Here is a 19,687-nt window from a genome sequence, read left to right as displayed (position 1 = left end):
ACCATGCCCCAGGACCTGACCGTCGACATACGTCACAACCCCTCCCTCGACTACACGGTGCTGCCGCGGCAGCGAACGGGCTCGGAGAGCAGCCAGTCGCACGGCGAACCGCCGGACCTCAACGTCGTGTTGCGCCACAACGGCGAGGACGAGCTGGGCATCCTGATCTGGGGACAGGCTGTGAGCCCACTGCGCACCCGATCACCTCGCGCCTCGCTGACCGTCCCGGCCTCGACCCTGGTGCAGAAGGCGGCCAGGTTGCGGTCGATCTGGCGGGATCGCGTGGTGCGCCACGCGCAAACGATCGACGGCGAGGATCGCTTTCCGCTTGCCGAGACCGCGAATCTCTCCGCGCACGCCGAGCTGATGGACCGGCTGACGGGCGAAATGGCCGAGGAAGGTGCCTACCTGCTGGACTGTCTGCTCGGTGGCGACAGCCATGAGGAGCGCTCGCTGCGGGCGGTGTTCATGGCCGCGCTGAGCGGGGAACGGTCACTGCGGATCAGCTTCGACTCGGAGCTGTATCTCCCCTGGCCCATGCTGTCCCTGGATCCGACGGAACACGGCGGGCCATGGCGCTCATTTCTCGGATACCGGCATCAGATCGAACAGACCGGCGGCCCGTGGCCGATACCCGACTTCGGGTGGGGCTCGCGCGCCCAGGCAATCACCAGCCTCAACACCGATACCCAGCTCGACGCGGTCGGCAGAGCGCCCGATGTACGCAAACTGCTGGAAGAGCGCTCCCGGCTCACCGTGCGCACTGAGGCCGCTCCGCTCCTCGAGGCGCTGTCCGGACCGGAGTTCGACGAAGACCTCATGTATTTCTGGTGCCACGGCCATTTCGTCGACAACGGATCACCCCATCCGCACCTGGTGCTTCGGCTCTCCGACGAGCAGCACATCGATGCCGACAGTGTCGAACTCAGGCGCAGCCGCATCAAGTCGCCCACACGCGCTCGCTTCAAGCCTTTCGTCCTGCTCAACGCCTGCCATGCCGGACAGGCGGCGGCGGCCCCCCAGTTGGAGCACCTCGGCCGGGCGCTCATCAAGTTCGGCGCCGACGGAGTGCTGGGACCGCAGATCGAGATACCCCAGGACTTCGCGAGCGAGTACGCGTACGAATTCCTCCACCTCTACCTGGCCGGAGAACACACGGCCGGCGAGATCAGTCGTGCACTGGTACGTCGTTTTGCCAAGGACTTCCACAACCCCCTTGCCCTCACGTACTCATTGCACTGCGGCCTCGACAGCAAACTGGACCTCTCGTCGTGACCCGAGCATCCATCACCGCGCCGTCTTCGCCCCGACCTGCCGAAGTCGACCTGGACGAACAGGGCAGGATCCTGGTGCCGGACACCTGTACCCCGGTGCCGCCTCAGAGGATCCGCGAACACCTGGAACGCCATCTACGCATCCCTGCATGGGCAAGCGACATATACGTGTATGTCCACGGCTGGCGGACTCCACCCAGCACCGCTACACAGACCGCAGCCCGGCTGCTCCGGCAGGCTCTTGACCTACGGTCTGCTCGACCAGCACGGTATCCAGGCGTGACCGCCGGCTATCGGCCCTGGTCCGTCGTGGTCCGCTGGCCGTCCTCCAGCCTGCCCTCTCTGAAGGGCTATCGCAGGATCCGAGACCGGGCCCATGCGATGAGCGCCCCGGGCGTCGGTCAGGCGCCCTACGTTCTCGCCCACCTTCTCGGCTATCTGGACGACCGGCGGGCCAATCCGGCCAGCCCCTCGGTGCTGGCCAACCGCTCAGGGCAGTATCTGCACCTCATGGGGCATTCCTTCGGGGGCCGCTTCCTCTGCGAGGCGGTGCAGCGGGCGGCCGAACGACCCCCGCGTCCCCCTGTGCTCGGGTGGAGCACCCCTCGGGACCCTCGGCAGCCATTCACCGTCGACAGCATGCTGATCTTCCAAATGGCTGCTCCCCGTGACGCATTCACCCGGCACTTCCCCACGCTCTTCCCCTGCGAGGAGAACCCGGGCGCGCCGCTTCGGGGACCTCTCGTCCTGACGCATTCCCGCTGGGACCGAGCCACGGGCTTTTGGCATCTGCGCGCCGAAGGAGCCACCGGCATCGGGCACTCCGGCGTCGGTGCCGCTCCCGTACCCCAGTTCACCACCCGGCTGCTGCCCACGGAGGCCGTATATCCGCAGCAGGCGCTGGACCACCGCATCGTGAACGTGGATGCCGGTTGGCTCTACAGAGGCGGCCGTCATACCCGCTTGGCTCCCGCAGGCGCGCACTCCGACTTCCAGCGAGCCGAATCCGCCCACCTGTTGCTGACACTGGCGGAACGCTCTCGCTAGCGTTCGATTAGACCTGAGCAGCGTTCTCAGCCGCGATTTCCAGCGCATGGCGCGCCAGAATCTGCCGTACGGAGGTTGGGGAGAGGACCCGCAACGGCGTCCCCAGGCCCAGCAGATAGCGGGCCAGGCCGTCCGGGTCGGGGCCGCCGATGTCGACGGTCGTCGCGTCCGGGCCGTCGGGGTGGTGGGTGCCGATCGTGGGCGGGACGATGCGCAGGGCTTCCTGGAGGGGGACGGGCAGGCGGATGGTCGCCGTCAGCGGGTAGGGGCCGCTGGTGATGTTGCGGGAGACGAGCCGGGCCGGGTCCGGGGGGTCGGTGAGGTCCGCCGGGTGGCCGGTGGGCTGCAGGCGGTCGACCCGGTCGGCGCGGAAGGTGCGCCACTGGCCCCGGGTCACGTCCCGCGCGACGAAGTACCAGCGCCGGCCGGTGTGGACCAGGCGGTAGGGATCGATCTCCCGGACGGTCGTACGGCTCTCCCCGTCCGTGTACGTCAGGCGGGCGCGTTCACCGCGCCGGCAGGCCGCGGCCAGCTCCAGCAGCAGGCCGGGGCGGTTCTGGGGCACGCCGGTGCCCGGGAGGCGTACGAAGGCGTCGTCCAGCTCGCCGAGGCGGGCCGCGATGCGTGGCGGCAGGACCTGGCGCAGTTTGAGCATGGCGGACAGGGCCGCCTGGTCGCCGCCCAGCGCCGCCCCGCCCAGCCCCACCGCCACGGCCAGCGCCTCCTCGTCGTCGAGGATCAGCGGCGGCAGGTGGGCGCCCGCACGGAGGCGGTAGCCGCCCCAGGGGCCGGCCTCGGAGTCCACGGTGTAGCCGAGTTCACGCAGCCGCGCCACGTCCCGGCGGACCGTGCGGTCCGTGACCTCCATGCGCTCGGCCAGTTCGGCGCAGGTCCAGGAGGGGCGGGAGGACAGCAGGGACAGCAGCCGCAGCAGGCGGGCGGACGCGGCGATCACGGCGGAAGTCTGGCACACGGTTCCGTACGACCAGGACCGGAACTGTCCTGGTCATGTCCTAACGTCCCCCTCATGACCGCAGACGCCACTTCCGCACCCGCGTTCCGCTACGCCGCCGTCACCTTCGACTGTGCCGACCCCGCCGAACTCGCCTGCTTCTACGGCGATTTGCTCGGCTACGCGACCCTGTACTCCTCCGACGACTTCGTCTTCCTCGGCAAGGAGGGCGCGACCGGCCTCGGCTTCAACCGTCTCGCCGACTACCGCCCGCCGACCTGGCCGGACCCGGCGCAGGAGAAGCAGGCGCACATCGAACTCGGCGTGGACGACCTGGACACCGCCGAGAAGCACCTGCTCGGACTGGGCGCCACCAAGCCCGAGCACCAGCCGCAGCCGGACCGCTGGCGGGTGCTGCTGGACCCGGCCGGGCACCCGTTCTGCATCACCACGCTGGTCTGAGCCCACCACACACCGACGACGACCACCGCAACCTGCTCCGGATCGGTCCGCTCCGGGCCGGTCCATCCCGGGCCGGTCCAACCCGGGCCGGTCCAACCCGGGCCGGTCCAACCCGGGCCGGTCCAACCCTGTCCGACACATTCCGTACCGGTCTGTCCCAGTTCGGTTCGATCCGGCCAGGCCTCAGCGAACGGCCCCTCTCACGGCGGGGTCCTGCAGCTCGTTCTCCTCGTCCGCATCCGCGCCGCGTCCCCTTCGGCCCCGTCTCCCCCGTGGCGTTCGCTGTGGCCACAGCAGCACATACGCCGCCGAGCCCATGCAGAAGGCCAGCCGGATCAGGCCGCGGGTGGAGTCCGAGGGGATCAGCAGGACGCTGCCGTAGAGGGCTATGAGGGCGATCCAGCTGACCCAGGGGACCAGGCGGCGCTGGCCGATGGAGTCCCAGATGAGCGTGCCCAGGAGGACCGAGGCGTTGTAGTACGTGTACACGCTCGGGTCCAGCATGATGCGGGCGTCGGCGGCGAGGAAGATCACCGCCGGCCAGCGCTTGCGGCGTACCGCGAGTGCGCCCAGGGCCACGCCCAGGGCCATCTGGGCGGGCCGGTCCCACGATGGTGTCTCGGGGTCGTTCACGCCGAACCAGCGCAGGGCCGACGCCGGCTGGTTGGGGATGGCGAAACGGGCCGCGGCGAAGGTGTCCAGGTGGGACAGGTAGAACGGCAGCCAGGCCACCGCCACCAGGCCGAAGGCCCAGGCCGCCGAGCGCAGCCGGGCCGGGCGGGGCACCGCCAGCAGCAGGGGCAGGAAGCCCACCGCCCAGGGTTTGGAGTCGACCGCCAGCGCCAGGAAGACGCCCACCGCCGTCGCGTTGCCACGGACCAGCGCGCGGACCGCCAGCGTCGTGAAGAACAGAGCCAGGACGTCGTCGAGATGGGCGAAGCGGACCGAGACCTCCACCCACATGGGGATGAAGGCGGCACCGGCGATCAGGACCCGCTGCTGGAGGCGTTTGTGGTTGAGGCCCGTGCCCCGGTTGTAGTCGGCCGCGGCCCTGCCGACCAGGACCAGCATGTACAGGCCGAGGCCCGACATGAACGCGTCGGCGAGCTTCTCGCCCACGGCGAGGGGGAACGGCGCGAAGAGCCCGGCGACCAGGAAACTGACCGGGCCGATCTGCAGCTCGGGGTGGTTGGCGTACAGGGCCAGACCACCGCCCGGGGTCTGGTTGAAGAGCAGTTGCTCGCCCTGGCGCAGGTAGTGCCAGGACACAGCCGCGTGGCGCTCGGCGAGGACGAACCAGCCGGCCGTCCACAGGGTGAGCAGCACGATGTGCCACCGCACCGGGTACCGCCCGATCCGCACGTTCCGCTTCCGTCCTTCCGGTGACCGCACTATCGGTTAAGAGGGCCAGCGAGGGCCATGGGTTCATCGGCAGGTACTGACAACGGAATTGTCAGTGGGGCCCTTTACAGTCACCGGCATGGCGACTCTTCCCAATCCGCTGCCCACGCTGGCCACCGACCCTAGCGGGCGTTCCCTGGGGCTGCGGCTTCCCCCCGGCCGACTGGTCGATGCGACGGACGACGGCCCCTGGCCCGAGCCCCTGCTGTGGCACGCTCAGAAGCCGGCCGCGCCCGGCACCTGGAAAGCCCTGGGCGCACCCGGCGCCCGGGTCGGTCTGCTGCCCGTGCTGGTGGACCTGGGCGGCTCCCGGGGCGGCCCGGAGGACTGGGGCCTGCTGCCCGGCGAGACCTCGTATCCGGGCGATCACGACGCCGAGGAGGTCCTCGCGGAGTACTGGGAGGAGGAGACGGCGGAGCTGGAGGACACCGGGGAGACGGCGCCCTTCGGGTACGAGTGGCCCGGTCTCGCCCCCGCCACCCAGCTCGCCGCCGATCCGGACACCCGCGCCGCCCAGATCGCCGACGCCCTGGACAGTGGCCGGGACGCGGTGATCGAGGAGGCGCATCTCGCCCTGGTCCCGGCCCGCCGGTCCGCCGACATACCGGCGGCGATCGGCTGGACCGGCCCGGTGAACTACGACACCGACGTGGCCCGGATCTGCGCGGTCCTGCGTTCCTGGGAGGACCGCTTCGGCATCCGGGTCGTGGCCCTCGGGCTGGACACCCTCGTCGTGTCCGTCGCGGCCCCGCCGACCACCCGCGAGGAGGCCGAGGCGGTGGCGGCGGAGCACTTCGCGTTCTGCCCGGACGCCGTCACCCAGGGCGAGGAGGGCACGGACGGCCTGCGCGGGTACGCCAAGACCCTGCTCGGCGAGCCGGTGTGGACCTTCTGGTGGGACTGAGCCCGCTCGGGGTTCAGCCGCCGAGCCCGCGTCCCAGCCTGCGCAGCCCCTCCGCGATCTCCTGCGGTGTCCGGGTGACGAAGCACACGCGCAGGGTGGCGGGGTCGGGGGTGCCCGCGTAGAAGGGCGCGCCGGGGACGTCCGCCACGTCGTGCCCGACCACGCGCGGGAGCAGGGCGACCGTGTCGTACGCCTCCGGCAGCCGGACCCACAGGAACATGCCGCCCTCGGGCCGGCTCCACCGCGAGCCGGCCGGGAGGGCGCCGGGCAGGCCCGCCGGCATGGCGTCCCTGCGTGCGCCGTACACGGAGCGCAGCCGCTGCACATGCGCGGGGAAGGTATGTGCCCTCTACACCGGTAATTCCGCGATACGGACGCCCGCGCGGGCTTGGTCCCGGGACTCTCAGTTCCCTGCCTGAGCCGCCGGTTTCCAGGCGTTGCCGCCCAGCGGAAAGGCGTACGCGGGCCGTCCGTTGTTGCCGCTGGTGCGCAGCGGCCGGCCGTTGTCGTCGATCACCAGCGTGCCGTGCCGTGTCCCGCTGGACCACGCCAGCTCGAGGTACCAGCTGACGTCGTACGCGGAGGCGTCGGCCGTGACATAGAAGACCTCGGGGTCCGAACGGCTCACCTTGAACGGGAAGTTCTGGTGCCCGGACTCCGGCACGACCTGGGGGCGCAGGGCGTCGAGCGCGACCGTGAAGGAACGGGTCGGCACGCCCCCGCCGCAGCCCACGCCCGGATAGCCCATGGCGTAGTCGTTCCAGGCAAGCGGCGCCCGCCGGCCGACCATGCGCACGGACAGCCCCTCGAGGACGACGGTGTCGTCGCCGGTGCCCTGCACGGTGAACGTGACGAACTGCTCCCCCGCCGACACCGCCCTGTGCACGGCCACCCAGGCGGGCGCGTCCTGCTCCAGCGGGGGCGGCGGGACGTCGCCCGACGCCCGGTCGATCAGATAGTGCTGGGAGCAGGGGCTCTCCCAGGAGTACGGGTGGGTGGTGACCGCGAGGGGCGTGGCGGCGGTGTCCGTGCCGCCGGGGGCGCCGGCGGCGGAGTGCGGGGCGCTCGGCCCGCCGTCGGACGGGGCGCCGGAGGACGAGGAGCCGGAGGACGGGGAGGCGGACGCCGAGCGGCCGTCGTCCGTCGCCCGCGGAGCACCGGCCGTGGGCGCGTGCCCCGCGGGGCCGGAGCCCGTGGCGGCCGGAGCCCCCGCGCCCTTGCCGTCCGCCTCCGCCCCGCCGGAGGTGAGGGCGAGTGCCGCCGTACCGAGCAGCGCGGTGACGGCGAGGGCGGCGGCGAGCACGGTCCGGGTACGGCGCCGGGGGCGCGGCCGGTCGCCGGGCACCGGCCCGGAACCCTCCGGCACCGGCGGCACCGGCTCCTGGACGGGCACCGCCTCCGCAGCCGCATCCGGCGCCTCCTTGGGTGCCGCGGGCGCCGGTGCCGTCGGCTCCTTCCTGCCCCGCCGCGCGTCCGCCAGCACCCACCTGCGGTGCAGCTCCACCAGTTCCTCGGGCGTGGCCCTGCACAGCCGGGCGAGGCGTTCGACGGGGGCGTAGTCGGTCGGTACGGCGTCCCCGTTGCAGTAGCGGTGGAGTGTCGACGTACTCATGTGGAGCCGCCCCGCGAGCGTGCCGTAGCTGTGTCCGGAGCGGTTCTTCAACTCCCGCAGAAGCTCCGCGAAACCGCTCTGCATGGCGCCGTCCACCACCGTCTCCCCCTCCCCCACGTCCCATCCCGGCATTCCAGGGAGGAACTGTTTTCGCAGACCAACACCTGTGCCGGCGTTCCAGCGTCCCTGATTGGCCGTGGTCTGTGGCCGTCGGGACGGGTCTGCGTACAGGCTGTGGCTCATCCAAACACGCCAACAGGCCCAGCCCGAAAGAGGACTTGCCATGCGTTTGCGCCACATTCGTCTGTACGCGGTGACCGGTACCGCCCTGACCGCGCTCGCCCTCACGGCGTGCGCGGGCGGCGGAACCGGCACGAAGGACGAGGGCGCTGCCGGGCCGCGGCCCACCACGGCGGCCACGGCTACGGCGGACAGGACCGCCACGCCCGGCGTGCCCGGCGGCGCACCCGGTGCGACGAACACCGCCGGTGCACCCAAGGCCACCACCGTCTCCGCCCGCACCTCCGCCACGAAGCCCGGCAAGCACGCGGCCGCCGCGCTCCAGCCGTGCAACGGCTCGAACACGAAGGTGACGGCCACGCCGGTGTCCCGCCCGCTCAACCACCTGCTGCTCACCGCCACGAACGTCAGCGGCAGGCGCTGCGACCTGATGTACTGGCCGACCCCGCGCTTCGACGATGCGCAGTGGGCGCCGGAAGTGATCAAGGACAGCGAACCGCAGGCCGTGGTGTCCCTGGAGCCGGGCCAGTCCGGGTACGCGGGCGTGCGGCTGTCGGCGGCCGACGGCAGCGGCGAGAACGGCACCACCGCCCACAAGCTGGAGGTGCTCTTCCTGGGCCGCACGCCGGACACCGACAGCGGCCCCTCCGCGCACCCCGTGCTGCCCGCCAAGGGTGTGTACTACGACTCCACGCTGGCGATGACGTACTGGCAGCAGGACAGGTCGGACGCGCTCAGCTGGTAGGACCCTCGAACTGCCGCAGCCGCTGGGCCACTTCGGTCGCCCAGTAGGTGAGGATGTTGCGCGCGCCGGCCCGCTTGATGCCCGTCAGGGTCTCCACGATGGCCCGGTCCCGGTCGATCCAGCCCTTCTCGGCGGCGGCCTCGATCATCGCGTACTCACCGGAGATCTGGTAGGCGGCGACGGGCACGTCCACGCTGTCGGCGACCCGGGCGAGGATGTCGAGGTACGGCCCGGCCGGCTTGACCATGACCATGTCGGCGCCCTCGGCCAGGTCCAGCTCCAGCTCCCGCAGGGACTCGCGCCAGTTGGCGGGATCCTGCTGGTAGGTCTTGCGGTCGCCCTGGAGCGAGGAGGCGACGGCCTCGCGGAAGGGGCCGTAGAACGCGGAGGAGTACTTGGCGGTGTAGGCGAGGATGGCGACGTCCTCGCGCCCGATCTGGTCGAGCGCGTCACGGACGACGCCGATCTGGCCGTCCATCATCCCGCTGGGGCCCACGACATGGGCTCCGGCGTCGGCCTGCACCTGGGCCATCTCGGCGTACCGCTCGAGGGTGGCGTCGTTGTCGACACGGCCCCCGGCGTCCAGCACACCGCAGTGCCCGTGGTCGGTGGTCTCGTCCAGGCACAGGTCGGACATGACGAGCAGGTCGTCGCCGACCTCGGCGCGCACGTCCCGGATCGCGACCTGGAGGATCCCGTCCGGGTCGGTGCCGGGGGTACCGAGGGCGTCCTTCTTGTCCTCCTCCGGCACGCCGAACAGCATGATCCCGGAGATCCCGGCCTGCACGGCCTGGAGCGCGGCCTTCTTCAGGCTGTCGCGGGTGTGCTGGACGACCCCGGGCATGGCGGCGATCGGCACGGGCTCGCTCACGCCCTCCCGGACGAACGCCGGGAGGATGAAGTCGGCCGGGTGCAGGCGCGTTTCGGCGACCATCCGGCGCATGACGGGCGAGGTCCGCAGCCGCCGGGGACGCGTACCGGGAAAAGATCCGTACTTCGTCATGGCTTCTACGCTACGCCCGCCCGGACCGCACCTTTGCCGACGGCCTGTCGGACCGGACCGCAGCCCATGGCGAGCCCACAGAGAGCCCATTCACGGGCATAGCGGCGCCCGCATACGAAGACTTTGCGCTCCCCTGCCCATCCTTGGGGCCACGCGCCTCCCGGGCGTTCTACGCGCGTGGTGTCATGCACGCGACATCGCTCGCGAGCTCACCCCAGGAGTCACGCATGCTGTGGAAGGCCCTCACCCGCGCAGGTACAGCCCTGGCGGCCGGCGCCGCGGTCGTCGCCACCGCCGTACCCGCGAACGCCGCAAGCTACTCGGCGTTCGCCTTCTCCCAGACCACGAGCCAGCCCCAGATCTACGACTTCATCAACTCGGCCACCAGCTCGCTCGACATGACGATGTACGAGCTGGAGGACACCACCGCCGTCAACGACCTCATCGCCCTCGAGAACAAGGGCGTGACGGTCCGGGTCGTCCTCGACCGCCAGCACAAGACCGCCAACAACTCGGCGTACACGTCCCTGACGAACGCGGGCGTGGGCGTGGTCTGGTCGTCCTCCTCCTTCACCTACACCCACCAGAAGACCATCACGGTCGACGGCACCAAGTCCCTGGTCCTGACCGGGAACCTGACCTCGCAGTACTACACGACCGGCCGTGACTACGGCGTCTTCACCGACGACGCCCGCGACGTGGCCGCGATCGAGAAGGTCTTCAACGCCGACTACGCCGGCACCTCGGTCACCCCCACCGACGGCGACCACCTGCTGTGGTCCCCCACGGACGCACGCAGCCGCCTGGTGTCCTTCATCAACTCCGCGACCAAGACCCTCGACGTGGAGGAGCTGGAGTTCAGCGACAGCACGGTCGTCAACGCGATCGTGGCCCGCGCCAACGCCGGCGTGAAGGTCCGCGTGGTCCTGGAGAGCCCCTCCAGCTACTCCAGCGAGGTCTCCGAGATCAAGGCCGCGGGCGGCACGGTCGTCGGCTACTCCGACCCCAACGGCTTCTACATCCACGCCAAGGCGATGGTCGCCGACTACGGCCTGTCCACCCAGGAGGTCGAGGCCGGCTCGATGAACATCAGCAGCAACTCCCTCAGCAACAACCGGGAGCTGGGCATCATCCTCACCGGCACGGGCGTGGCCCAGCCGGTCGCCCAGACGATCGAGACGACGTTCGCGAGCGACTACGCGGGCGGTACGGCGGCCTGACCGGCACGCGCGGCAGGCGGGCCGCTGCCCGCACCCGCCTGCCGCTCAGCCTTCACCGAGGCCCACGAGGATGCGATCGACCAGCTCGACCCGGTCGGGTGCGTGCCGCATCCGGGAACGGCAGTCCTCCAGGCGGCGCACCACACCGAAGGGAACACGTCCCGCTCCCGCGTCCTCCACGCCTCTTTCCACGGCCCGCAGCCCCCAGTACTGGTTGAAGGGCAGTGGTTCGCCGGTCACCGCGTCCACCAGCGCGTCCAGTGCCTCCGCCTCGGGCAGCGCGTACAGGCGTGCGTAGGCGGCCAGGCGCAGTCCGGCGTCCGGGGAGCCGAGCAACGCGCCGGCGTCGAAGTCCCGCACACGCTGGGTCGCGCGCACCAGGCGGGCGAAGATCTGGTCCATCCGGTGGGAGCGCGCCCGGCCGCCGGGCAGTTCGAGACGCACCTTCACGTACTCGGCGGCCAGTTCCCTGACCGCGTCCCGGGCCGCGGTGTCGTCCGCGGCCCCGCCCTCGGGGCCGTCCCCGACGAGAGCCGCGTTCGCCGTGCGCTGGACGGCCTCGATCCTGCGCTCGATCTCCCGGAACTCGATCCGCCCGAGCCCCGGCACCTCGATGCTGCGGAACAACTCCCCGAGCCACGGCACCACGGCCACCGCCAGCAGCATCACCGTGACGCCGTCGATCTTGAGACCCGGTGCCAGCACGTGCAGGACGGCGGCTCCCACCCCGAAGCACGTCAGCACCACCGCAGCAGCACGCCGCCGCAACCAGCGGGCCGCACCGTCACGTCGTCGCTCTGCCCCACCCATGCCGGTCAGCATCGCAGACGCGCAGCGGCCAGAAGAGCGATTCGGTCACCCACGCAGGCGGACGGGACATCCCCGGCCAGATCCCATTCCGCTACGCCTGCGCGCTGAAGGCCCGCGGAAACGACAGGGGCGGAGTGCCCGCCAGGAGCACTCCGCCGTACCTCACGTCGTGGACCGGCGCCTGCGCGCCCCCGGCCGCCGCTCGCTGGGCCGCGTCACCGGGTCCCCGGCCTCCAGCGCGGCAGCGCGCCGCTTGAGGCCGAAGTCGGCCAGCGCCTCCGCCAGCTTGTGCACCGACGGCTCCGGAGCCATGACGTCGACCCGCAGCCCGTGCTCCTCGGCGGTCTTGGCGGTCGCCGGGCCGATGCAGGCGATCACCGTCACGTTGTGCGGCTTGCCCGCGATGCCCACCAGGTTCCGCACGGTGGACGAGGACGTGAAGAGCACGGCGTCGAAGCCGCCGCCCTTGATCGCCTCCCGTGTGTCCGCCGGCGGCGGCGAGGCCCGCACGGTCCGGTAGGCCGTGACGTCGTCGACCTCCCAGCCCAGCTCGATCAGCCCGGCGACCAGGGTCTCCGTGGCGATGTCGGCCCGCGGCAGGAAGACGCGGTCGATCGGGTCGAAGACCGGGTCGTACGGCGGCCAGTCCTCCAGCAGACCGGCGGCCGACTGCTCACCGCTCGGCACCAGGTCCGGCTTCACACCGAAGGCGACCAGCGCCCTGGCGGTCTGCTCGCCCACCGCGGCCACCTTGATGCCCGCGAAGGCACGCGCGTCGAGGCCGTACTCCTCGAACTTCTCCCGGACCGCCTTCACCGCGTTGACCGACGTGAACGCGATCCACTCGTAGCGGCCCGTCACCAGGCCCTTGACCGCCCGCTCCATCTGCTGCGGGGTGCGCGGCGGTTCCACCGCGATCGTCGGGACCTCGTGCGGCACCGCGCCGTAGGACCGCAGCTGGTCGGAGAGCGAAGCCGCCTGCTCCTTCGTGCGCGGCACGAGCACCTTCCAGCCGAACAGCGGCTTGGACTCGAACCACGACAACTGGTCGCGCTGGGCGGCGGCGGAACGCTCACCGACCACGGCTATCACCGGCCGGCCGCCGTCCGGCGACGGCAGCACCTTCGCCTGCTTCAGCGTCTGCGCGATCGTGCCGAGGGTGGCGGTCCAGGTGCGCTGGCGGGTCGTCGTACCGGCGACGGTGACCGTCAGCGGGGTGTCCGGCTTGCGGCCGGCGGAGACCAGTTCGCCGGCCGCCGCGGCCACCGAGTCGAGGGTCGTGGAGACGACCACCGTGCCGTCGGAGGCACCCACCTCCGTCCAGCAGCGGTCGGAGGCGGTCCGGGCGTCCACGAACCGGACGTCCGCGCCCTGCGCGTCGCGCAGCGGCACACCGGCGTACGCCGGCACGCCGACCGCGGCCGCCACACCCGGCACGACCTCGAAGGGCACACCGGCGGCGGCGCAGGCGAGCATTTCCTCGGCCGCGTACGTATCAAGTCCCGGGTCCCCGGACACCGCACGGACGACCCGCCTGCCGGAGCGCGCGGCCTCCATGACAAGATGAGCGGCATCCCGGGCAGGGGACGGGACAGCGGCGGTTGTTGACGTGCCGTCAACGACCGTGAGCTGCGGTGTGCCCGTGCCCGGTGGCGACACCGAGGAGGGGTCGGCGTCCGTCCACACGACGGAGACGCCCTGCCGCGCGTGCGTCCGGATCACGTCGAGCACCTCGTGCTCGGCGATCAGGACGTCCGCGTGCGACAGCGCCTCCACGGCGCGCAGAGTCAGCAGTCCCGGATCCCCGGGTCCGGCACCGAGGAAGGTGACGTGCCCGTGTTCGAGGCCGGCGGGAAGGGTGGTGGGGCTCACTGTGCTCGCTCCCCCATCAGACCGGCCGCGCCCTGGGCGAGCATCTCGGTGGCGAGGTCGCGACCGAGTGCCGACGCCTGGGTCTCCGTCTGGGGCACGGGACCGGTGGTGGACAGCTGCACCATGCGCGTGCCGTCGGTCGTGCCGACGACGCCACGCAGGCGCATTTCCTTGACAATCTGCCCGTCGGCCAGAAGGTCGGCCAGCGCGCCCACAGGTGCGCTGCAACCGGCCTCCAGGGCGGCGAGCAGTGAGCGCTCGGCAGTGACGGCGACCCGCGTGAACGGGTCGTCCAGTGCGCCGAGCGCGGCGATCAGTGCAGCATCTTCGGCGGTGTTCCCCGCCCTGCACTCGATCGCCAGGGCCCCCTGGCCGGGGGCGGGCAAAACCGTGTCGACCGACAGGAAGTCGGTCACTTCGTCGCCGCGGCCGATCCGGTTCAGTCCGGCGGCGGCCAGCACCACGGCGTCCAGTTCACCGTCGCGGACGTACCGGATGCGGGTGTCGACGTTGCCGCGGATCGGGACCGTCTCGATGTCCAGGCCGTGGGCGCGGGCGTACGCGTTCAGCTGGGCCATGCGGCGCGGCGAGCCGGTGCCTATGCGGGCGCCGCGCGGCAGGTCCGTGAACTTGAGCGCGTCCCGGGCGACGATCACGTCCCGCGGGTCCTCGCGCTCCGGCACGGCGGCGAGGACGAGTTCGGCGGGCTGCGCCGTCGGGAGGTCCTTGAGCGAATGAACCGCGAAGTCGACCTCGCCCCGCACCAGCGCGTCGCGCAGCGCCGTGACGAAGACGCCGGTGCCGCCGATCTGTGCGAGGTGCTCGCGGGAGGTGTCGCCGTAGGTGGTGATCTCGACCAGCTCCACGGGCCGCCCGGTCACCCGGCGGACGGCCTCCGCCACCTGCCCGGACTGGGCCATGGCGAGCTTGCTGCGCCTGGTCCCCAGCCTCAGTGCCTTGTCACTCATGCCGGTCGGTCCTTCGTCTCTGTGCTGTCCTCGGCCCGAAAGACGGAGGCGACCGTCTCGGGGTCGAGGTCGAACAGGGTGCGCAGTGCGTCCGCGTACCCGGCGCCGCCGGGCTCGGCCGCGAGCTGCTTGACTCGTACGGTCGGCGCGTGCAGCAGCTTGTCCACGACCCGGTGCACCGCCTGGCGGATCTCCCCGCGCTGGCGGTCGTCCAGGCCGGGCAGCCGCCCGTCGAGCCGCGCGATCTCACTCGCCACGACATCCGCGGCCATGGTGCGCAGCGCGACCACGGTCGGCGTGATGTGCGCCGCCCGCTGTGCCGCGCCGAAGGCCGCGACCTCGTCGGAGACGATACGCCGGACCTGGTCCACGTCGGCCGCCATCGGCGCGTCCGCGGAGGCCTCGGCGAGGGACTCGATGTCCACCAGGCGCACCCCGGCCAGCCGGTGCACGGCCGCGTCGATGTCGCGGGGCATGGCCAGGTCGAGGAGGAAGAAGAAGGGCTCGGGCCGCTCGGCCGGCGGTTCCGGCCTGCGCCGCTCGGGGATCCGGCCGACCGTGGCGGCGGTCGCGGCGAGCGCGGTGATCAGCTCGGCGTCCGCCTCGGGCGTACGGCGGCCCTGGCGGTCGACGGCCCCTCCCGCGACCCAGGCCGCGTGCTGCTCCAGGGTGGCCGCGTTCATGCCGGCCACGGCCGCCTCGCCCATGACGGAGAAGCCGGTCTGCGCGGCGGCCAGGTCCAGCGGGCAGTTCTCGTCGCTGCCGACGCTGGTGGGCGGCAGCGGGGCCGGTACGGCCGCGGGCCGGGTGGGGGCGGCGACGGCCGGCTGCCCGGTGCGGCCCTCGACCGCCTGCGCGACCGCTTCCGCCGTGAGGACCAGGCCCGTCGCCCCGGTACAGGAGACGACGACGTCGGCACGTGTCAGTTCGTCGGACACGGCGGTCATCTCGACCGCGCGCGCGGTGACTGAGTTGTCGTCGGCGTCGGTGAGGATCTGTGCGAGGCGCTCGGCGCGCTCGAAGGTGCGGTTGGCGACGACGACCTCGGTGACTCCGGCCCGCGCCAGCGTGGCGGCGGCCAGCGAGGACATCGACCCGGCGCCGATGACCAGCGCCTTCTTGCCACCGGCCCAGGCGGGCACGTCCGCGCCGGCGGCCAGCTGCTCGAGGCCGAAGGTGACCAGGGACTGCCCGGCGCGGTCGATCCCGGTCTCGGAGTGCGCGCGCTTGCCGACCCTCAGGGCCTGCTGGAACAGGTCGTTCAGCAGCCGGCCGGCGGTGTGCAGGTCCTGCGCCTTGGCCAGGGAGTCCTTGATCTGGCCGAGGATCTGCCCCTCGCCGACGACCATCGAGTCCAGTCCGCAGGCCACCGAGAACAGCTGGTGGACGGCCCGGTCCTCGTAGTGCACGTAGAGGTAGGGGGTCAGTTCCTCCAGGCCGACGCCGCTGTGCTGGGCGAGCAGCGTGGACAGCTCGGCGACGCCCGCGTGGAACTTGTCCACGTCGGCGTACAGCTCGATGCGGTTGCAGGTGGCGAGCACCGCGGCCTCGGCGGCGGGCTCGGCGGCGACCGTGTCCTGGAGCAGCTTGATCTGGGCGTCCGTGCTCAGCGCGGCCCGCTCCAGCACGCTCACCGGCGCGCTGCGGTGGCTCAGTCCGACGACGAGGAGACTCATGCCGGCATCACGGCGGGTACGTCCCCGTCGGGCCCCTGGTCGGCGGAGTCGTCAGCGGCTGCGACACGCGGAGTGGAGGCGGGCAGGCTGCCTATGTCTCCGGCCGCGGTCTCCTCACCGGCCTTGCGCTGCTCGTGGAAGGCGAGGATCTGCAGTTCGATGGAGAGGTCGACCTTGCGCACGTCGACGCCGTCGGGGACGGACAGCACGGTCGGCGCGAAGTTCAGGATCGAGGTGACCCCGGCGCTCACCAGCCGGTCGCAGACCTGCTGGGCGGCGCCCGCGGGGGTGGCGATGACGCCGATGGAGACCCCGTTGTCCTTGATGATCTTCTCGAGGTCGTCCGTGTGCTGCACCGGAATACCGGCGACGGGCTTTCCGGCCATGGCGGGGTCGGCGTCGATCAGCGCGGCCACCCGGAAGCCACGGGAGGCGAACCCGCCGTAGTTGGCCAGGGCGGCGCCGAGGTTACCGATACCGACGATGACGACGGGCCAGTCCTGGGTCAGGCCGAGTTCACGGGAGATCTGGTAGACGAGATACTCCACGTCGTAGCCGACACCGCGCGTTCCGTAGGAGCCCAGGTACGAGAAATCCTTGCGCAGCTTGGCGGAGTTGACCCCCGCCGCGGCCGCCAGCTCCTCGGAGGAGACCGTGGGTACCGAGCGCTCCGACAGTGCGGTCAGGGCTCGGAGGTACAGCGGAAGCCGGGCGACGGTGGCCTCGGGAATCCCTCGGCTGCGGGTCGCCGGTCGATGTGTTCGGCCAGTTGCCACGGTGCTCCTGCGGGTAGAGCGGGGCTGCAGGCGGTCATACGTCCCCAGACCGCCCCGTCGACAGCAGGCTATGTCTTTGTGAACGCGTGCACAAAGACAGTGTCCGATTTGCCCGGCGGAAGTGACCGGGGTCACGCGACTGCGGCGCCCTTGACGGGAACCGGCGCACCCCCCTGCGCGTTCCTTCGTTACTAGGGGCAAAACTGCACACTCTCCTCGCAAATCCCGCCCCCGAGACCAAACCGCCGTCGATCCTAAGCGACTTTCGGGCCGGTTTGGACTAGTCGGTCAGTGCCCGGCGCAGTCGCTCCTCGTTCACCCGCCAGAAGGTGTGCTGTTCACCGTCGACGAGTACGACCGGAATCTGCTCCCAGTACTGGTCGTGCAGCGCCCGGTCCTCGGTGATGTCCTTGAGCTCGACGGGCACGCCCAGCTCGCCGCAGACCTTCTCGATCACCAGCTGCGCGTCGTCGCACAGGTGGCAGCCGGGCTTGCGGACGAGGGTGACCAGCCGCTCCTGCGGGGCGGCCTTGCGTCGGAAGAAAGGGCTCATGCAGGCCATTCTCGCGCCTGCTTAACGACCCGGTAGTGGAGAGTTCACACCCTTCCAACCTCTCGACTCCGGAAGCTCCGAACAAACTGGCTATGCTCACCGCATGGCCGCTCTCGGATGGCTCACTCCCCGTAGGCGCTCCGCCACGGCGCGGAGCGTGTTGGCAGGCGAGGCCTCGGCGGAGGCCGCCCGCAAGTCCTCGCAGGAAGCGCAGGAGACCGCACCGCCCGCCCAGGAGGAACCGGAGTTCCCGGTCATCGGCGACACCAGGGCTGCCGCCTTCTTCGACCTCGACAACACCGTGATGCAGGGCGCCGCGCTGTTCCACTTCGGCCGCGGCCTGTACAAGCGGAAGTTCTTCGAGACCCGCGACCTCGCCCGGTTCGCCTGGCAGCAGGCGTGGTTCCGGCTGGCCGGCGTCGAGGATCCGGAACACATGCAGGACGCCCGCGACTCGGCACTGTCGATCGTCAAGGGCCACCGGGTCGCCGAGCTGGAGTCGATCGGCGAGGAGATCTACGACGAGTACATGGCCGACCGCATCTGGCCCGGCACCCGGGCCCTGGCCCAGGCCCACCTGGACGCGGGCCAGAAGGTGTGGCTGGTCACGGCGGCCCCGGTGGAGATCGCCCAGGTCATCGCCCGCCGCCTCGGCCTGACCGGCGCCCTCGGCACGGTCGCGGAGTCGGTCGACGGCGTCTACACCGGCAAGCTGGTCGGCGAGCCGCTGCACGGCCCGGCGAAGGCCGAGGCGGTCCGCGCCCTGGCCGCCGCGGAGGGCCTGGACCTCTCCCGCTGCGCGGCCTACAGCGACAGCCACAACGACATCCCGATGCTCTCCCTGGTCGGCCACCCCTACGCCATCAACCCGGACGCCAAGCTCCGCAAACACGCCCGGGAAAAGGACTGGCGCCTGCGCGACTACCGCACGGGCCGCAAGGCGGCGAAGGTCGGCATTCCGGCGGCGGCGGGCGTGGGAGCCGTCGCCGGCGGCACCGCGGCCGCGATCGCGCTGAGCCGACGGCGCCGATAGGCGCACCGCCGCCCCGAACCTCCACCCGATCCACCCCAGGCCGCGCGCGCCCGAATTATGCCGCGGCCATTTCAACACGCCCCGTACCTCACCGAAACAGGCCTGATTTCGATCAACAACCGATCAAGATACGGCACTTGATGGGGCGCCAATCGGTAACAGAAGCGACGCAATCGATGATTTGAGCAACTCGGTGTAGCAGTGCCTGCACGAAGCGTTATTCTCCTCAGACGCAAACCGGTACCCCTCCGTCGCTACGACGGGTGAAAGGTCCCGCACTGCACGTGATGGAAGCTCTGCCTCTGGGAGTCCCGTGTACCCACACGTCGGGGTTGACGCCTCGGGCCTGGCTACGCTGCGCGCAACAGTCGCAACGGTCAAAGAGACGCTGCGCGGCCTCGTCCCGACCGCGTACGCCGTCCCCGCCTTCGCCACCGCCGCGCCCGTCGGTCCGTGCTACGCACTGGCCGACGGCAGCGCCGCGGTGGGCAGACGCGGCCGCGCCACCGGCGCAGCCACCGCCCGCCGCCCGGCCGCCGACAGCGACAGCGCCCGGATGATGGATCTGGTCGAACGTGCCCAGGCCGGCGAGGCCGAGGCCTTCGGCCGGCTGTACGACCAGTACAGCGACACGGTCTACCGCTACATCTACTACCGCGTCGGCGGCCGGGCGACGGCCGAGGACCTCACCAGTGAGACCTTTCTGCGGGCGCTGCGCAGGATCGGCACCTTCACCTGGCAGGGCCGCGACTTCGGCGCCTGGCTGGTGACGATCGCCCGCAACCTGGTCGCCGACCACTTCAAGTCCAGCCGTTTCCGTCTGGAGGTCACCACCGGCGAGATGCTCGACGCCAACGAGGTCGAGCGCTCCCCGGAGGACTCCGTCCTGGAGTCACTGTCGAACGCCGCACTGCTCGACGCCGTCCGCCGACTCAATCCCCAGCAGCAGGAGTGCGTGACGCTCCGCTTCCTCCAGGGCCTCTCGGTCGCCGAGACCGCCCGTGTCATGGGCAAGAACGAGGGCGCCATCAAGACCCTCCAGTACCGCGCCGTCCGCACCCTCGCCCGGCTGCTGCCGGACGACGCACGCTGAACCGGGGTGGCACTCCGGGCGACTGTCAACTCACGTTCCGTGAAAG

The 19,687-nt window shown here is 71.3% G+C and carries 18 protein-coding genes and 1 pseudogene; 8 read left to right on the top strand and 11 right to left on the bottom strand.

The features are described 5' to 3' along the window. Window positions 1–3: 3 nt before the first annotated feature. Together GQF42_RS25180 and GQF42_RS25175 are read left to right on the top strand one after the other, a co-directional pair. Window positions 4–1,275 (top strand): CHAT domain-containing protein, encoded by a 1,272-nt coding sequence (locus tag GQF42_RS25180; RefSeq protein WP_158923511.1) that lies wholly within the window; start codon window positions 4–6, stop codon window positions 1,273–1,275. Between the two features lie 278 nt (window positions 1,276–1,553). Then, on the top strand, window positions 1,554–2,321 hold the full coding sequence (locus GQF42_RS25175) for a hypothetical protein (protein WP_233273456.1): 768 nt from the start codon (window positions 1,554–1,556) through the stop codon (window positions 2,319–2,321). A gap of 7 nt (window positions 2,322–2,328) precedes the next feature. Here GQF42_RS25175 and GQF42_RS25170 read toward each other — a convergent pair whose 3' ends face one another. Beyond that, entirely contained in the window at window positions 2,329–3,276 is a 948-nt protein-coding gene (locus GQF42_RS25170) for a helix-turn-helix transcriptional regulator (protein WP_158923508.1), read from the bottom strand. A gap of 72 nt (window positions 3,277–3,348) precedes the next feature. On the opposite strand from GQF42_RS25170, the gene GQF42_RS25165 reads away from it, so the two are divergent. Continuing rightward, window positions 3,349–3,735, top strand: coding sequence for a VOC family protein (locus tag GQF42_RS25165; RefSeq protein ID WP_158923506.1), 387 nt, complete (start codon window positions 3,349–3,351; stop codon window positions 3,733–3,735). Between the two features lie 183 nt (window positions 3,736–3,918). Here the strand turns inward: GQF42_RS25165 and GQF42_RS25160 are convergent, their stop codons facing one another. Beyond that, entirely contained in the window at window positions 3,919–5,097 is a 1,179-nt protein-coding gene (locus tag GQF42_RS25160; protein ID WP_233273455.1) for a hypothetical protein, read from the bottom strand. Between the two features lie 118 nt (window positions 5,098–5,215). Between GQF42_RS25160 and GQF42_RS25155 the strand changes: the two genes are divergently transcribed. Continuing rightward, a complete protein-coding gene (locus tag GQF42_RS25155) occupies window positions 5,216–6,040 on the top strand; it encodes a DUF4253 domain-containing protein (protein WP_158923504.1) in 825 nt (274 codons plus the stop codon). 13 nt (window positions 6,041–6,053) lie between these two features. Here the strand turns inward: GQF42_RS25155 and GQF42_RS25150 are convergent. Both GQF42_RS25150 and GQF42_RS25145 read right to left on the bottom strand, forming a co-directional pair. Next, window positions 6,054–6,371: pseudogene (locus tag GQF42_RS25150) on the bottom strand (aminotransferase class I/II-fold pyridoxal phosphate-dependent enzyme); the annotation flags it as partial. Window positions 6,372–6,443: 72 nt separating this feature from the next. After that, a complete protein-coding gene (locus tag GQF42_RS25145) occupies window positions 6,444–7,784 on the bottom strand; it encodes a transcriptional regulator (RefSeq protein ID WP_375988889.1) in 1,341 nt (446 codons plus the stop codon). Between the two features lie 151 nt (window positions 7,785–7,935). Here GQF42_RS25145 and GQF42_RS25140 point away from each other — a divergent pair, with 151 nt between their 5' ends. Beyond that, the gene (locus tag GQF42_RS25140; protein WP_199272787.1) at window positions 7,936–8,637 is read left to right on the top strand and encodes a DUF4232 domain-containing protein; all 702 of its coding nucleotides are present in this window, start codon (window positions 7,936–7,938) and stop codon (window positions 8,635–8,637) included. On the opposite strand, the gene hemB is transcribed toward GQF42_RS25140, so the two are convergent. Beyond that, window positions 8,627–9,640, bottom strand: a complete 1,014-nt coding sequence (gene hemB / locus GQF42_RS25135) for a porphobilinogen synthase (RefSeq protein WP_158923502.1) — start codon at window positions 9,638–9,640, stop codon at window positions 8,627–8,629. The genes GQF42_RS25140 and hemB overlap by 11 nt on opposite strands. Window positions 9,641–9,867: 227 nt before the next feature. Here hemB and GQF42_RS25130 point away from each other — a divergent pair, with 227 nt between their 5' ends. Continuing rightward, on the top strand, window positions 9,868–10,860 hold the full coding sequence (locus GQF42_RS25130) for a phospholipase D-like domain-containing protein (protein ID WP_158923500.1): 993 nt from the start codon (window positions 9,868–9,870) through the stop codon (window positions 10,858–10,860). Between the two features lie 45 nt (window positions 10,861–10,905). Here the strand turns inward: GQF42_RS25130 and GQF42_RS25125 are convergent, their stop codons facing one another. The 6 genes from GQF42_RS25125 to GQF42_RS25100 all read right to left on the bottom strand — a co-directional run bounded on the left by GQF42_RS25125 (window position 10,906) and on the right by GQF42_RS25100 (window position 17,524). Next, window positions 10,906–11,670: a hypothetical protein gene (locus GQF42_RS25125; RefSeq protein WP_158923498.1), complete on the bottom strand. Its 765-nt coding sequence runs from the start codon at window positions 11,668–11,670 to the stop codon at window positions 10,906–10,908. Window positions 11,671–11,832: 162 nt separating this feature from the next. After that, window positions 11,833–13,542 carry a bifunctional uroporphyrinogen-III C-methyltransferase/uroporphyrinogen-III synthase gene (locus GQF42_RS25120; protein WP_158923496.1) on the bottom strand — a complete coding sequence of 570 codons (1,710 nt, stop codon included), beginning with the start codon at window positions 13,540–13,542 and terminating at the stop codon, window positions 11,833–11,835. Continuing rightward, window positions 13,539–14,510, bottom strand: a complete 972-nt coding sequence (hemC, locus tag GQF42_RS25115) for a hydroxymethylbilane synthase (protein ID WP_158923494.1) — start codon at window positions 14,508–14,510, stop codon at window positions 13,539–13,541. Before hemC ends, GQF42_RS25120 begins: the two co-directional genes overlap by 4 nt. Next, window positions 14,507–16,186 (bottom strand): glutamyl-tRNA reductase, encoded by a 1,680-nt coding sequence (locus GQF42_RS25110; protein ID WP_158923492.1) that lies wholly within the window; start codon window positions 16,184–16,186, stop codon window positions 14,507–14,509. The genes hemC and GQF42_RS25110 overlap by 4 nt, the downstream gene beginning before the upstream one ends. Continuing rightward, window positions 16,183–16,962 carry a redox-sensing transcriptional repressor Rex gene (locus tag GQF42_RS25105; RefSeq protein ID WP_158923490.1) on the bottom strand — a complete coding sequence of 260 codons (780 nt, stop codon included), beginning with the start codon at window positions 16,960–16,962 and terminating at the stop codon, window positions 16,183–16,185. Before GQF42_RS25105 ends, GQF42_RS25110 begins: the two co-directional genes overlap by 4 nt. A gap of 280 nt (window positions 16,963–17,242) precedes the next feature. Beyond that, window positions 17,243–17,524: a glutaredoxin family protein gene (locus GQF42_RS25100; protein ID WP_158923488.1), complete on the bottom strand. Its 282-nt coding sequence runs from the start codon at window positions 17,522–17,524 to the stop codon at window positions 17,243–17,245. Window positions 17,525–17,618: 94 nt separating this feature from the next. Between GQF42_RS25100 and GQF42_RS25095 the strand changes: the two genes are divergently transcribed. Together GQF42_RS25095 and GQF42_RS25090 are read left to right on the top strand one after the other, a co-directional pair. Further along, a complete protein-coding gene (locus GQF42_RS25095; protein WP_158923486.1) occupies window positions 17,619–18,548 on the top strand; it encodes an HAD family hydrolase in 930 nt (309 codons plus the stop codon). A 313-nt stretch (window positions 18,549–18,861) separates the two neighbouring features. Then, entirely contained in the window at window positions 18,862–19,641 is a 780-nt protein-coding gene (locus GQF42_RS25090) for an ECF subfamily RNA polymerase sigma factor, BldN family (protein ID WP_158923484.1), read from the top strand. Window positions 19,642–19,687 lie beyond the last annotated feature (46 nt).

The organism is Streptomyces broussonetiae, assembly GCF_009796285.1.
Classification (GTDB): domain Bacteria; phylum Actinomycetota; class Actinomycetes; order Streptomycetales; family Streptomycetaceae; genus Streptomyces; species Streptomyces broussonetiae.
Note: the sequence above shows the minus strand (reverse complement) of the source record. Positions and strands in the feature narration are given on the sequence as shown.